Genomic DNA, 14307 nt, shown 5'->3' with positions numbered 1-14307 from the left:
GGATTTCGCCAGAAATCCTGTGCAAAAGGAATTCTGGCGAATCCCACTACTAGGTGTTCCAGCAAATGGTTCATCGAACCTTGGGGCTGTAAGCGAACTTTTGTCCTCGTTTGAACTCTGTGTGAACTTCGCGTGTCGTCGACTTTATCCACTATCGATGAGCCTGTCCCGCATCACAGCGGGATCGCTTGGAAATTGTCCCTGTGGTGGATGATTCTGCGGACGGCCTTGGAAGAGCGTTTTGTGTATCGCGGGGATTTTGTGCTGGGAACGCTGATGCGTTTTCTGCCGATCATCACGCAGGTGTTCTTATGGTCGGCGGTGTTTGATGCGATCGGACAAGTCGAGGGAGAAAAGGCCGCCGAGATCGGAGGTTACCAGTTTCCGGACATGGTCGCTTACTACTTGTTGACGATGATCGCGAGGGCGTTTTCCAGCATGCCGAGTTTGGCTTCGGGGATCTCACAACAAGTGCGCGACGGCGAGATCAAGCGGTACATGATCCAGCCGATCGATTTCATCGGTTTCCTGCTGCTGACTCGGGTGGCACACAAGCTGGCGTATTACACCATCGCCATTCTGCCGTTCGCGTTGGTGTTCTATCTGTGCCGCGAATACTTTGTCGACGGATGGCCGCCGTTGAACGTGTTTTTTAGTTTTTGCGCGTCATTGGTGATGGGGTTTTTGATCGGTTTTTTCTTTGAAGCCCTGATCGGCATGATCGGATTTTGGTTCTTGGAGGTCAGCTCGTTGCTGTTTGTGATGATGCTGTTCAGTTTCTTTCTCAGCGGGCACATGTTTCCGCTGACGATGTTGCCCGACGGAGTGGAGGGGTTGGTGAATTTTCTGCCCTTCAAGTACCTCGCGTATTTTCCCGCAGCGGTATTTTTGGGAAAGGTACCGGAGGAGGAATTGCCGATGGAGTTGGCGGTCGAAGCGGCCTGGTTGGTTTTTTTCGTGGTCGCATGCAGGGTAGCCTACGCCCGCGGCGTGCGACGCTACAGCGGATTTGGGGGCTAAGTTTCATTGATGAATGAGTTGCCCGTCCGTCCGAACTACTGGAAAGTTTTCCTGACGTTTGCGCGAAACAGTCTGGTTCGCGACATGACCTTCCGCACTAATTTCTTGTTGCAATGTGTCAGCAGTGTCGGCTGGACCGCGATGAACGTCGGTTTCTACCTGATCATTTTTCAACACACGGCGTCGATCGGCGAAGGCACCGGATGGGATCGCGATCGATTCTTTTTGTTCATCGCGACGACTTGGTTCATCAACAGTCTGGTGCAGGCGTTTTTCATGCCCAACGCACAGGAGTTCAGTGAACTGATCCGGACCGGCGGATTGGATTTTGCGTTGTTGAAACCTATCGATACGCAGTTTCTGATTTCGTTCCGGCGGATCGAGTGGAGTGCCCTCTCGAACTTTGCCTCCGGTTTGGTGATTGCGGGTTATGCGTTATGGAGTTTGGCGACCCGTGATATCGATCCGATGATCCCGTCGTGGTGGTCTGTTTTGTTGTACGTTGTGTTCATCTTGTGCGGCGTGGTGATGATGTACAGCTTGATGATCTGTTTGAGTGCGACGAGTATTTGGTTGGGGCGGAATCAGTCGCTGTACAATTTTTGGTTCTACATCACCAACTTCAGCCGTTACCCGATGGAAATCTATGACAAGGGTTGGGGCAAGCCGTTGTATGGCTTCTTTACGTTTGTGATCCCGATTTTATTGGTGGTCAATGTGCCGGCCAGGTTGCTTGCCAAGCCGATCTCGCCGCGGACGAATTGGGAATGGCAGATGGTCGGATTGGCAGTGATCGCAACGGTGTTGAGTGTGCTGATCAGCCGATGGGTGTTTCGGCTGGCGTTGGGGAGTTACCGGAGCGCGAGTTCTTAAAGGCACTCAATCAACAGGCCGCTAGACGCTGGGGCCGTAGTAGTTGTCTCGCGATAACGGAGGCCATTGGTCGCTCCAGGTTTGGATCTGGAGAGCTTGGGCGTCTGAGAGCCAACGTGTCGGGATGATAAACAGCGGTTTGTCGTGAAATGATTTGACGGCCAGTCCGGCGGTAGTCCATTGAAAATGGCCCAGCGACTCACCTCGCATGGCGTAGGCGCGTTTGTATTGTCTGTCGGCGATTGTGATTGAATGGGGTGAGATCTCGGCGGCGAAAATGCCGTGATTGCAAAACAACCTGGAGGTCACGAATGCTGCCCAGATGCCCAATGCAATCGCGACGGCTGCGGCAACATAGATCAACGAAATCGAGTTTTGATATCGGTCTCGAATCACGTAGCCACGGGGGAAGTTGAGAGCAGATGACGGAATGGAGCGATAGATCCAAATGGCGGCCCCGATGCAGCCAAGGCACAAGACTGTCAGCACGATGGCTCCCAGCAGCCATTGCAAGTAGCAAGGAAAAGACTTGAGGTCTTGGCCGAGTAGTTTTCCTTCCACGCGAATGTGAGCTTCTGTCGGAAGGTTTGAGTTTGCCAGTTGCGAGGCTGCGTCTAGTGGGTCGTCAATCGGGGATGTCTGGGTGGAGTTCAAGCAGCGTATGACATCGGTATCCGCGATCGGAAATGGTTTGGGGATTGCTGGCAAGCGGATTTCTAGATTGCGTTTGAGGATCATTCCGCGGGGGATCGTTTGCAGCGCGACCAGGGTCGAGGAGGGTCCGCTGACGATCAGGTATTCCGTGGTGAGTTCTCCGGCAACGGGGCCTGCGAATCCGGGCACTGAAGGTACGCCTGAGCGACGCTCGACCAGGGCGCTGAGCCAGAAAATCCCTAGCCACGTCCAGACGACGAAGCCCAGACAAGGGATGTGGGAGCTGACGCCAAAAAACGCCATCAGAATTGACAGCCCAAATCCTGCTGACGTCAGGGCGAATATCGCATTGAGGACATGTCCTCGCGAACGTTGCTGCATTCGTTCGCGTAGACCGTCGTCGGACCAATCGGTGTGAAACACAACACCGATCGTGTCGGGGTTTTTGGCGGGATCCTCGTCAGTGAGTTCGCCGGGCGCTTGGTAGGGGTTGATGGACATGACTGTCCATTATGACTCGGCACGGCGGAGCGAGTGGTGGTAGGTCAGGCTAGAAAGCCTGACGTACGAGTTAGGAATTCTTGGACATTTGGACGTATGCCATTCTCAGGTTGTAGAGAATTTCCTCGAACATCTTGGACTCATCGTCGCTGGTGTTGCCGGTGGTTTTGGTTTGCAGGATTTCGATTGTGTCGATGAAATGCTTGGCCATCGGCAAGTCCGTCTTTGCCTGCTGCGTGCTCGGGTTGGGGATCACCCCGAGGGACATCATTGTTTGGGAGTAAAGAGTCGTCAGCAGGACTTCGAGGCTGGCGGGCGGGATGGGGCCGTGATCAGCAGGGTCTGAATCGATCGCGTCTGTATCGATGGCGTCGGTATCGATGGCGTCGGTATCTACCACTGCACTGGAATCATCGGTCGGCTCATCCGATGGTGTTTTCCCGGCATCCTTGGCCGCTGCGGCTTGTTGCTTTTCCTTTTCGACCTGTGCTTTCCAGTCGCTGTCGACGATCAATTCTGGTTCGGAGTCAGGCATGGTTGCTTACTGGTTGATGATGGCGGGGGAATCGGATTCATTACGGCGAGCGTGACGTTTGATCGCGGCTTCGACAAACCCGGCAAACAGCGGGTGTGCTGCCAGGGGTTTGCTTTTGAATTCGGGGTGAAATTGAACCGCCAGGAACCATGGGTGATCGGGCAGTTCGATGATTTCGACCAGGCTGCCGTCGGGGCTTGTTCCGGAGAACGTCATCCCGTTGGCTTCGAATTGGCCACGATACTGATTATTGAATTCGTAGCGGTGCCGATGTCTTTCGTCAACGTTTTCTTTGCCGTAGGCGCTAGCGGCTTTGGTGTTGGGGGCCAATTTGGTCGGCTGGCTGCCCAATCGCATGGTGCCACCCATTTGAGTGACGTTTTGTTGTTCGTCGAGCAAGCAGATGACGGGGTGCGCGGTGTCTTTGTTGAATTCACTGCTGTTGGCTTCGTTCAGACCGCAGATGTTGCGTCCGAATTCGACGACGGCGCATTGCATTCCCAGGCAGATTCCAAAGAAGGGGATGCCGCGTTGGCGTGCGAACTGGATGGCTTGCACCTTGCCTTCGATACCGCGTTCGCCGAAACCGCCGGGGACGAGGATACCGTGATATCCGCTGAGCAGTCGTTCGGCGCCTTCACGTTCGATATCGCTGCTTTGGATTCGTCCGACGCGAACGGAGGCTTGGTGGTGCATGCCGGCGTGGTCGATCGATTCGTAGATCGACTTGTACGCGTCTTTGTGTTCGGCGTATTTGCCGACCACGGCGATGGCGACTTCGTGTCGCGGATTACGCAACCGGTGCAGCAGGTCGGTCCAGGGTGTGATGTCCAGAGCGTTGGCGTGCAGTCCGAGGCGGTTGACGACCAGTTCGTCGAGTCGGTTGTCGACCAGTGAAATCGGGACTTCGTAGATCGAGAAGTCCTTGTCCTTTTCTTCGATCACGGCTTCGACGGGCACGTTGCAGAAAAGAGCAATCTTTTCACGGTCCTCACGGGTGATCGAGTGTTCGCAGCGGCAGACCAGGATGTCGGGTTGGATGCCGATTTGGCGAAGTTGGCCGACGGAGTGCTGGGTGGGTTTGGTTTTGAGTTCGTCGGCGGCTTTGAGATAGGGGACGAGGGTCAGGTGCATGTACAGCACGTTTTCTCGTCCGACGTCTTGCGAGAACTGCCGGATCGCTTCCATGAAGGGCAAGCTTTCGATATCGCCGACGGTTCCCCCGATTTCGGTGATCACCACATCGACATCATCGCCGCCCATGCGGGAGATAACGGATTTGATTTCATCGGTGATGTGGGGGATCACCTGGACGGTCTTGCCCAGAAACCGCCCTTTGCGTTCTTTTTCGATGACGGACAGATAGATCTGCCCAGTCGTGTAATTGCAGTCGCGAGATAAACGGCCGGAGGTGAACCGTTCGTAGTGCCCGAGATCCAGATCGGTCTCGCTGCCATCATCCAGCACGTAGACTTCCCCGTGCTGATAGGGACTCATCGTGCCGGGATCGACATTGATGTAGGGGTCGAGCTTCTGCATCCGGACCCGCAACCCGCGAGCTTCCAGGAGCATTCCAAGCGAGGCGCTGGTGAGGCCCTTGCCGAGAGAACTGACCACACCGCCGGTTACAAAAATATGCTTCGTCATGGAGACGAATGATAACGCGCGAATGGAAATGCAAAAGGTGCTACTGAGAAAGTCGCTGACGAAACGCGTCCAAGTCGGCTTGGGTGTCGATTCCCGGCGTTGCGGAGTCGACGTGGGCGACCATGATCGTCTTGCCTGCTTGGATGGCTCGGAGCTGCTCCAGGCGTTCGATTTGCTCCAGCGGGCTGGGCGGATGAGCGGCAAACCATTGTAAAAAGCTTCGGCGGTAGGCGTACAGTCCTAGGTGGTGCCAGTAGACGGGCGGGAACTGGTGCAGTCGTGTTTCGGGGTTTTGATCCCGATCGTAGGGAACCGGGGCGCGGCTGAAATAGATCGCCCTGCCCTGTTTTTCGAGATTCTGCTTTTCGCTGTCCTGGCAGGTTGTGGATTCAATCGTTTCACGTCCTGCATTGGTGGCTGGCAAGTCGCTGGCCGCCGATAATGGTGTTTCACCCGTCGGTGGCGTCTTTGCACCCGCGGCTAGCGCCTTGCGGCTCACTGACTGAGGAGGCTGCTGCGGCGACGGGTCCCCCATCACGACTTTGACGATTCCGGGATCCTGGAGTGCCTGGACGGAGCGAATCGGGGCGGCGGCCGTCGACATGTCGGCAGATTCGTGTTGCAAAAGCGTTTGGGCGACGGCGTCGATTGCCCGGGGATCGATTTCCGGCTCGTCTCCTTGAACGTTCACAAACACGTCGACATCGGGCATTTGGGATGCGACCTCGGCGATCCGATCGGTACCGCTGGGGCAGTCGGGGCGGGTCATGATCCAGGGCGCGGCGAAGGAATCGCAAATTTCGGCCAGCCGGGGATCATCCACGGCGATCAAGACCGCCTCAGCGCAGGTGGCGGCTGAGGCGGCCCGGAAGGTGTGTTCCAGAACGGTTCGCCCGGCGACTTTTTGTAGTAATTTTTCGCTCAGGCGTGTGGACGCCAAACGTGCGGGAATGACGATTTGACACCGGTTTTTCATGGCATTCTTCAAGAGTCGGCTCGCTTGAGCGAGAACAGGTGGCGTGCATTTTGACGAATTCGCTTGACAGCCAGCGATGGGAGCAATAGGTTCTCGTCAACGTCATGTGGTGACACGATTGTCGGGAATGGCAACCGTGTGAACAGGGAACTTTGGTGAGAATCCAAGACGGCCCGGCCGCTGTGACCGATGTGATGGAGTTGAGGCCACGGGCTTTACGTCCACGGGATTTCAACTCGATCCGCCAGTGTTTCATTCTTTTTGCCATTGTCCACAGTCATTGTGATCCTGTGCAAGGGTGCCGCCGGGCAGTCAACTGCCGAGCCGGTGTCAATTGCCCGAGTCATGGAGGCTGGACGACGAGAAGGCGGGACACTTGTGATTCATCGGGAGTCAGAAGACCTACCACGTGACGGACGCTTCGTGACCTTCTTGGGTGAGGTCGGCGTTGAGAGCTCAAGTCGTACGTGATGATTCGGACGGAGAAAAGTTTCTTCACCGGAGAGGTTGCGTACGGACGAATGGATGCATCCCACCATCTAAGGATTTCCGGTTGTGGAGTCCGGGTATGGTTGCTGCGCCAGGGCGGTATCGATGTGTCGGTATCGCGCTGGCGGCAAAGCGTTACTGCCGTTGTAGCAATGGCTGCGCAGCAAACGTCATGTGATGGATGAGCTCGACCGTCGGAATGTTTACACACTGGGACCCTGATGTGACTGCCCATCATCAGAATCAGATGCGAGACGCGTTCACGTTGGTGGAACTGTTGGTCGTTATGGCGATCATCGGAATTCTCGTCAGTTTGTTGCTGCCCGCTGTTCAGTTTGCTCGTGAAGCCGCGCGGCAGGCGAATTGCAAGAATCATCAGCATCAGATCGGGATCGCCTTGCAGGCCTATCACAACTGTCATCGTTCGTTGCCGATCGGATGCGTACAGTGGCGGGGACATGGGCAACCGATGACGCGGAAGAATCTTGCTTGGTCGGCGTTGTTGTTGCCGCAAATGGGCGAGCAGCCGTTGTATGAAGCGGTCGATTTTGACTACGCATTTGACCACCCCAAGAATGCCGACGCGGCGGCTGTGGTGGTTGAGTCGTACATGTGCCCCACGGAGATTCCGGAAAACGGCTCGCGTGGCGAAATCAGCTATGGCGGGTTGTTTGGAGAGCGGCTTGTCGACTCGCGGCCTGACGATGGGGTGTTTCTCTACGACACGATCATCAAGTTTCGTGATTGCATCGACGGGTTGTCTCACACGATCGCCACCGGAGAGGACATGGTGGGGCCGGACAGTGAATGGATCAATGGCAGAAACATTTTTGTGCAGTCCTACCCGATCAATGATCCCACCGTGTGGGTCGGCGACAACGAAATCCGATCATTGCATCCCGCCGGGGCAATGGTCTTGTTTTTGGATGGATCTGTCCATCTGCTCAATGAGTCGATGGATCGTGTCGTGTTGGGGCAGATGATTACTAGAGCAGGTCACGAAGTGATCCCAGCAGATGTTTTTTAGGTGCAGCGCCAATTCTTGGAATGGCTAGTTTTTGAAATGAAGAGACACGAGAGATACAGCATGATTATGAATCAAAGTTTCATCGTCGCATCGCTAGTTGCGATTTGCGTTTTCGTTCGGTCGGTGCCCGCAGAAACAGTCACGTTCGAGGGTTTGCTGCCGGGGGCGGATTCGGTGTTCAACGGCTACGGTGCCGGCGCCAATTCGGCTGGGTTTGAGTTGCAGAGTGTGACGTTTACCACGAACGAGTTTGGGCCAGGCTGGTCGTACTCCAACGTGATCAACACCACTCTGCCTGGATTTACCAACCAGTTTGCCGCTTTCCCAGGAGGTGGCTCCAACGGTGCCGGAGGCGTGCAAGTTGGCTCTGCGTACGGGGTGGTCAATACGGGTTCCTCTACCTTGCTCAACGGTGAGCCAACCAATGGGGCGACGATTTCGTTTGCGCAACCCACGCTCTTGAATTCACTTGATCTGGCAAACACGACTTATGTTGCGCAATATGCACTCAACGGTTTGGATGCTTTTGGATCGCCCGACTTCGACGCCAATCAACAGTTTTCAGATGGAGATTTTTTCCGGATACGGATCTCCGGTTTTGACGGAGCGGCCGGTACGGGAAATTCGACCGGGGTGATCGAATACGACTTGGCAAACTACGGTGGTCCAGGTGTCGGCGACGACTTCTTTCTCAATTCGTGGGAAACCATCGACTTGTCCGGATTCGGTCTTACTCAATCACTGATGTTCTCGGCGACATCCAGTCAGATCAGTGACTTTGGGCCGTTTGGCATTTTCAGCGATGTGCCTTCTTATGCTGCGGTGGACAACATCAGTTTTGTTTCGGCAGTTCCCGAACCGAGTTCTGTGGTTTTGCCGGCCGCGGTCGTCGGTGGGGCGATTTGTCGACGTCGTCGCCGTCGAGTGTGACCTTTGCTGTATCAGGCGCGCAGCGAATCGACTAACGTTTGGATGGTTTGTTCCAGCAGTGGCGTGCCGCCGAACTCCATTCCCAGTGATCGGATCTTGCTCGTGTCGATTTGATGCTTGGCTTCTTTGCGGTCACCGTGAATTTGGGAGTGGCTGCCGGTGAGACGCTTAGCGATGGAGGCGACTTCGTGATGACTGATCATGCGGTCGCAGCAGTTGAATGATTCGCCTGCGATGGGCCGGTCGGTCGTCAGCAGCAGATGGGCTGCCTTGGCAACATCCGACGCGTGCACTTCTTTGCTGCCGCCGCTGACGTCAACATCCCTTTCGCTGACGACTTGGGTGATCAGTTCGTACCACTTGGACTGCTCGGTCGGTTGGGCGACTGCGTAGATGGCGGTGGGACGCAGCGAGCAGGTTTGCAGTTTACCGCTCATGCCGTAGTGATGAATTAACGCTTCGGTGGCAGCTTTGCATGCTCCGTAGAAGGATTTCGGCCACAGCGGATGCGTTTCATCGAGCGGTCTGTCGGAGAGAATTTGATCGTGAACGGCTCCCGATGAAATGAACACAAAACGTCCGACCCGCTGACGGGCGGCGGTTTCCAGCAGCTTGAGCGATCCCCCCACGTTGAGGTCAAAGTAGTGCTGTGGATCGTCCACGTCGGCGATGAAACTGTCCGTGGAGCGGTGGACGGCGGAGTGGACCACGGCGTCGGACTTGGCCAGCAGTCGTTCTGCGGACTCATCGTCTTTGAGAGTTCCCTGGATCCAGTGGACCCGCGGATCCAAGTGGTCTTCGTCGGGTAAACAGCGACACCATGCGCGGACTTCATAGCCCGCGGTGATGAATCGTTCGATCAGGTAACGCCCGAGGAAACCAGTTCCACCGGTGAGAGAAACCAACATCTGCAAATCCTATCGAGCTTGACGGAGCATCCGTTCGGACGGACAGTGATCCTCGACGCTGCCGAAGCAGGCCGTGGGCTGAGGAGATTAGCAAATGATGATGAATGAGAGAAGAAAAGTCGCGGGGCTAGTTGCCGAATGCGCCTGATATGGCATTGGCGGATTCGTCAAAGCTCTGCTTTGTGTTATTGGTCAGTGTCGAAACGGCACCGATACAGACAGCAACGATCAGAGCAAGCATGACGGCATATTCGACCGCCGTAGCGCCTTCTTCCTCTCGTAGGAATTCGCGGGTGGATTGATTCACGGTTTTATATTCAGCATGGAGGACCACGATGTAGTTTTTGGGGAACGCCCCCGAAGGAATGTTCCACCAAAGCCTACGTCATCTGAGGCCTGACGCGAGCGAATGGGCTTTTTTGGAGGTTGGTGCGTACCTATCCCAAGTGCAGGGGGGACGCGATCTGACGATTGTGTCGATGGAATCACCCCAAGTGTGTGCCGATGTGCGGTCAAGTTGATTCGGTCGGGCGATTCGGTCGGGCGATTCGGTCGGGCGATTCGGTCGGGAGTGGGGGGGGCCGGTCTCGGTGTCGAGCCGCGTCCTGCTATCATGGGGACTTGATTCCGACCCGTACTTTCAATCCAGTCATTTTTTGCAGAACCCGTATGTTCGGACCCGTCTTCAATCGCGAAGCCAGTGTCGTTCCCAAGCGACCACAGACGTATTTGGCCCGCGGATTGTATCTGCTGACACTTTTTGGCCTGATTTGCACTGGCTACTTGGTGCTTGATGGGTCTCGTTCGCTGGCGACGGTTTCTGATTCGTCGCGTTTTGGCGGGTGGATGTTTGCGATGCTTTCGCCCCTGCAGTTGCTGATTTTGAGCAGTTTGGCTGCCGTGGGCGCGGCCAGCAGTGTTGCTCAGGAAAAGGATCGGCGAACATTGATCCTGCTGTTGATGACACGTCTCAGTGGCTTCGAAGTGGTGGTGGGAAAGCTGACCGCCACGTTGTTGGGGCCGCTTTCGATGCTTGTCTGTGCCCTGCCCTTGTTCTTGATTTTTCCCTTGTTGGGCGGCGTATCGCCTCAGCAGGTGTTGGGTGTTTTTGTCGTGACGGCGGCAACGGTGATTTTGGCGGGGTCGGTCGGAACGGTCGTGGGAATGTGGCGTGAGAAAACCTTTCAGGCGATCGCGTTGACCGTGTTGTTGCTATTGATCTTGGTGGGGACGGGGGAAATCGTTTCGGTGTTATTTGCTTTGCCCGAATCATTTCAGCTCGCATTTAGTCCCGTCAGGGCATTGATGGCAGCGGCATCTCCTTTAGCAAGTTTGTCACAGGCCACGTCCACCGGCGTGATTTACTTCACCGTATTGGCGTTCACCCTGTCGATCGCTGTCTTGGCCTTTGGTGTCAATCGTGTGCGGGTTTGGAATCCGTCGCGAGAGGTTCGACTGAAGGCACCGGAGATCGAGACGAGCGAAGAGATGGAAGCGGAGTCTGGGCCACGGAGTTGGAAAGTTCGTGCGCCGCGACCGGTTTGGGACAACCCAATTTTATGGCGAGAGATTCGAACTTGGGCTTATGGCCGCAAGGTCGTGATCATTCGCGTGGCGTTTGCGGGATTGTTTTTGTTGGTTGCCGGCGTCGTGGCGATGCAGGTTCAAAGCGGGGTGGCGTTTGAGCCTGCCGGACGCATTGCTCGTTCGTTACCCGCGGCAACTTTGCCTGTCGCGGCGATCGGTGTCGTCAGTTTGGTTCTCGTCAACGCTTTGGCCGTCAACTCGATCACGGGCGAGCGAGACGGATTGGCAATCGATTTGTTGTTGGTCACGGATTTGAATCCCAGTGAGTTTGTCTTTGGCAAATTGTTGGGAGTGTTGTATGTGGGCAAGGAGATGATATTGTTGCCTCTGTTGTTGCTGGTCTATTTGGCGGCAACCGGCGTGATGACTTTGGAGAACACCGTGTACGCGATTGTGGGGGCGTTGGTCCTGTTCTTCTTTGTGGCGATGCTGGGGGTTCACTCCGGGCTGAATTATGTGGCGGGGCGGACAGCGACACTCGCGAGTTTGGGAACGGTCTTCTTTTTGTGTATCGGTATCGCGATTTGCATGACGATCATGGTCAGTTTTCGCGGTGCGTTTCAGTTGCAGTTGGCACCGTTCCTGGTGATGATTTTGGGCGGCGGGGCGGCTTTGTTTGCGTCGCTGGGTTGGCGGAACCCCTCGTCGGCGATTTTTCTCTCGTCGTTCTTTTTGCCTGTCATCACGTTTTATGCCATCACTCAGTTCTTGCTGCAAACGGATCACCTGTTCGTCGTGTTTCCGCTTGTCGTGGGTTATGGGTTCACCACTGCGGCGCTGATGATTCCGGCGTTGAGCGAATTTGACGTTTCGTTGGAGCGAGATCGTGGTGCCCCCGGAGATGCGGCTTGATGACACCGGGGTTTGCTGGGGGCATTGCCGCATTTGTTCCCGCCGTTTGGTTGGCCGAGACTTGGCCTTGGCTGCTGACGATGTTCGTATTGGTTGTTGCCAGCGCGTTGTTCAGTGCCAGCGAAGCGGCCCTGTTTTCGCTTCATGCCCGCAGTCGTCGTAAGCTGGCCAGGGCGGGGGTTGGCGGGCGAATCGCGGACCGGTTGTTGGACGATCCTGAACGTTTGCTTTCGGCAATCCTGTTCTGGAATCTGCTCATCAACATGACGTTCTTTGCAATCGCCTCGATTCTTGCCGGTGATTTAGAGTCCGGGACAAGCGGCACCCAAGATGATGGAGAGAGTATCGCGGGCAATGCGTCCTCGGCGATCGTGTTCACGTCGCTGAGTTTGTTGACGGTCATCTTTTTTAGCGAGATGTTGCCCAAGAGCATCGCCGTTTTGTCACCGCTGCGGCTGAGTGTTTTGGTCGCCATTCCGTTGAACGTGGCCGTTCGCGTCGTGTCGCCGTTTCTGCCGCTGGTCAAAGTCTCCAATGTGTTGGCAGGACGGCTCATTTGGCCCAATTTTCAGCCCGAGCCGGATATCGAGCTAACCGATATCGAACGTGCAATCGAACTGAGCACCGATGACGCTGCACTCTTGCAACGTGAGCGGTCCGCACTGCGTGCGTTGGTGGAGATGGCGGAGACGAGAGCCAGTGAATTGATGCGTCCGCGGGGCAAGTTGATTCTTTGTTCCTCACCCGTCAGCAATGCCGTGCTGCAGGGGGTCGAGCCTGCCGGTGGCTATTTGATGGTCACTGGCGAAGAAGAAAACCAGATCATCGGTTCAATCGGCGTACGTCTGCTTCGCCCCAGTCAGCTCGACGATTTGAATTCAGCGATTGAACCTGTGATTTATGTGCCTTGGAGCGCGCGCGTATCGATGGTGTTGGAACAGCTCACCGAAGAGCAATTGAGTGTCGCCGTTGTGGTTGACGAGTACGGAGAAGCGATCGGGGCGCTGAGCATTGAACGTATCTTTCGGCACATCTTGGCTCAAAGCGGTGGTGGTCCAGAACAGATGCTGGGCGAGTCGTACATTGATACGATCGGCGAAGGCCATCATCAAACCATGGGTTCGACCAGTTTTCGCGCGGTCGCAAAACGTCTCGGCGTGGAGGTCTCAGACGAATCCATCGCAACGGTCGCGGGCTACATCCAGCGATCCAACGAGCGGTTGCCACGAGTGGGGGACACAGCCATTTTGGAGCCATACGAGATGGTTGTCATGCAGGAAACCGACGGTGAGCTGACGATCGAATTGAAGAAACGAACGGACACAGACACGATGGGAGGTGAAAGATGATCATTGCCATCGTCTTGTTTCTCTGTGGTTTGGGCTTGAGCGCATTCTTTAGCGGATCGGAAACCGGTTTGTATCGGGTTTCGCGAACACGATTGGTGTTGGACGGACTGGATGGATCAGCATCGGCCAAAGCGTTGATTTGGTTGCTCAATCGACCAGCGATTTTCGTCGCGACGACGCTCGTTGGGAATAACGTGGCGAATTTCGTCACCAGTTTTGCATTGGTTTGGGGCGTGGCGCAGTGTTTCGGGCATTCCTCCACGGCAGAATTACTCGGTCCCATGTTGATGACACCTGTCGTGTTCGTATTTGGTGAGTTGTTGCCAAAGTATCTTTTCTATCAAGCGCCGTATCGTATGCTGACGATGGTGCGACCGTTGCTATTGATTGCAACGGTGGTCTTCTTGCCCGTTTCGCTGGTCTTGGGACTGCTGGGGACGGTGCTCAGTTGGTTGACCGGGCAAACACCGTTTCGGTTGCAGTTGGCGATGGCGAGAGGTGAGTTGGACCAAGTGATGCGGGCCGGTCAGGAAGCGGGTATTTTGGGGGCCGGGCAACGGTCGCTGGTGCAGCAATTGTTTGTGGTGGGTAATCAACCCGCTGTCTCTTTTGCCGTGCCGCCGGATCGTTTGGCTGCCGTTGACTCTCCGATTGATCCACAAATCGCGGTACAGAAAGCTCGGCGGCAGAATCATCCGATCATCTTGGTTCGCAGGGGCGGACGAGTGATCGGCTATCTCAGATACAGCAATCTGTTTGGCGGACAAGAGACGCCAGAGGTTCGGCCGGTGATTCGGGGACGAATCAACGACCGACATTTGTCATTGTTGCTGCGGATGTACGACGCGGGCAGCGAAGTGGCCGTGCTGTCGGACGACAAAGGTGAGATGCGTTATTGCGTGACCCGGCGTCAGTTGTTGCAGCCGATGCTGAAGACACTGTAGGGGACTGGGCTTGGA

13 protein-coding genes and 1 riboswitch are annotated in these 14307 nt (G+C 55.6%); of the genes, 7 read left to right on the top strand and 6 right to left on the bottom strand.

Translation table 11 applies throughout. From position 1 onward, the window contains the following. Positions 1–132 precede the first annotated feature (132 nt). Both Pla52nx_RS27205 and Pla52nx_RS27200 read left to right on the top strand, forming a co-directional pair. A complete protein-coding gene (locus tag Pla52nx_RS27205; protein WP_390620378.1) occupies positions 133–1020 on the top strand; it encodes an ABC transporter permease in 888 nt (295 codons plus the stop codon). A gap of 9 nt (positions 1021–1029) precedes the next feature. After that, a complete protein-coding gene (locus Pla52nx_RS27200) occupies positions 1030–1893 on the top strand; it encodes an ABC transporter permease (RefSeq protein WP_146519829.1) in 864 nt (287 codons plus the stop codon). A 21-nt stretch (positions 1894–1914) separates the two neighbouring features. Here the strand turns inward: Pla52nx_RS27200 and Pla52nx_RS27195 are convergent, their stop codons facing one another. The 4 genes from Pla52nx_RS27195 to Pla52nx_RS27180 form a co-directional block, all read right to left on the bottom strand. After that, complete coding sequence (locus tag Pla52nx_RS27195; protein WP_146519828.1) at positions 1915–3048, bottom strand: hypothetical protein; 1134 nt, start codon at positions 3046–3048, stop codon at positions 1915–1917. Between the two features lie 70 nt (positions 3049–3118). Next, entirely contained in the window at positions 3119–3583 is a 465-nt protein-coding gene (locus Pla52nx_RS27190; RefSeq protein ID WP_146519827.1) for a DUF1844 domain-containing protein, read from the bottom strand. 6 nt (positions 3584–3589) lie between these two features. Then, positions 3590–5230, bottom strand: a complete 1641-nt coding sequence (locus Pla52nx_RS27185) for a CTP synthase (protein WP_146519826.1) — start codon at positions 5228–5230, stop codon at positions 3590–3592. A 40-nt stretch (positions 5231–5270) separates the two neighbouring features. Then, positions 5271–6206: a 3-deoxy-manno-octulosonate cytidylyltransferase gene (locus Pla52nx_RS27180; protein ID WP_146519825.1), complete on the bottom strand. Its 936-nt coding sequence runs from the start codon at positions 6204–6206 to the stop codon at positions 5271–5273. 90 nt (positions 6207–6296) lie between these two features. Further along, a riboswitch (cobalamin riboswitch) is annotated at positions 6297–6630 on the top strand. Between the two features lie 288 nt (positions 6631–6918). On the opposite strand from Pla52nx_RS27180, the gene Pla52nx_RS27175 reads away from it, so the two are divergent. Together Pla52nx_RS27175 and Pla52nx_RS27170 are read left to right on the top strand one after the other, a co-directional pair. Then, complete coding sequence (locus Pla52nx_RS27175) at positions 6919–7722, top strand: DUF1559 domain-containing protein (protein ID WP_342190268.1); 804 nt, start codon at positions 6919–6921, stop codon at positions 7720–7722. Between the two features lie 60 nt (positions 7723–7782). Then, complete coding sequence (locus Pla52nx_RS27170; RefSeq protein ID WP_197454545.1) at positions 7783–8652, top strand: DUF4465 domain-containing protein; 870 nt, start codon at positions 7783–7785, stop codon at positions 8650–8652. Between the two features lie 11 nt (positions 8653–8663). Here Pla52nx_RS27170 and Pla52nx_RS27165 read toward each other — a convergent pair whose 3' ends face one another. Further along, positions 8664–9560: an NAD-dependent epimerase/dehydratase family protein gene (locus tag Pla52nx_RS27165; protein ID WP_146519822.1), complete on the bottom strand. Its 897-nt coding sequence runs from the start codon at positions 9558–9560 to the stop codon at positions 8664–8666. A gap of 127 nt (positions 9561–9687) precedes the next feature. Continuing rightward, entirely contained in the window at positions 9688–9867 is a 180-nt protein-coding gene (locus Pla52nx_RS27160; RefSeq protein ID WP_146519821.1) for a Flp family type IVb pilin, read from the bottom strand. Between the two features lie 362 nt (positions 9868–10229). On the opposite strand from Pla52nx_RS27160, the gene Pla52nx_RS27155 reads away from it, so the two are divergent. From Pla52nx_RS27155 to Pla52nx_RS27145, 3 genes are read left to right on the top strand one after another with little or no spacing between them, the layout of a single operon-like run. Then, positions 10230–11999 (top strand): hypothetical protein, encoded by a 1770-nt coding sequence (locus Pla52nx_RS27155; RefSeq protein ID WP_146519820.1) that lies wholly within the window; start codon positions 10230–10232, stop codon positions 11997–11999. Next, a complete protein-coding gene (locus Pla52nx_RS27150; RefSeq protein ID WP_146519819.1) occupies positions 11999–13348 on the top strand; it encodes a CNNM domain-containing protein in 1350 nt (449 codons plus the stop codon). Before Pla52nx_RS27155 ends, Pla52nx_RS27150 begins: the two co-directional genes overlap by 1 nt. Continuing rightward, positions 13345–14292, top strand: a complete 948-nt coding sequence (locus Pla52nx_RS27145) for a CNNM domain-containing protein (protein WP_146519818.1) — start codon at positions 13345–13347, stop codon at positions 14290–14292. The genes Pla52nx_RS27150 and Pla52nx_RS27145 overlap by 4 nt, the downstream gene beginning before the upstream one ends. Positions 14293–14307 lie beyond the last annotated feature (15 nt).

This window comes from Stieleria varia, assembly GCF_038443385.1.
GTDB classification, from domain to species: domain Bacteria; phylum Planctomycetota; class Planctomycetia; order Pirellulales; family Pirellulaceae; genus Stieleria; species Stieleria varia.
The sequence above is the reverse complement of the archived record's forward strand: the minus strand, read 5'-3'. Positions and strand labels throughout refer to the sequence as shown.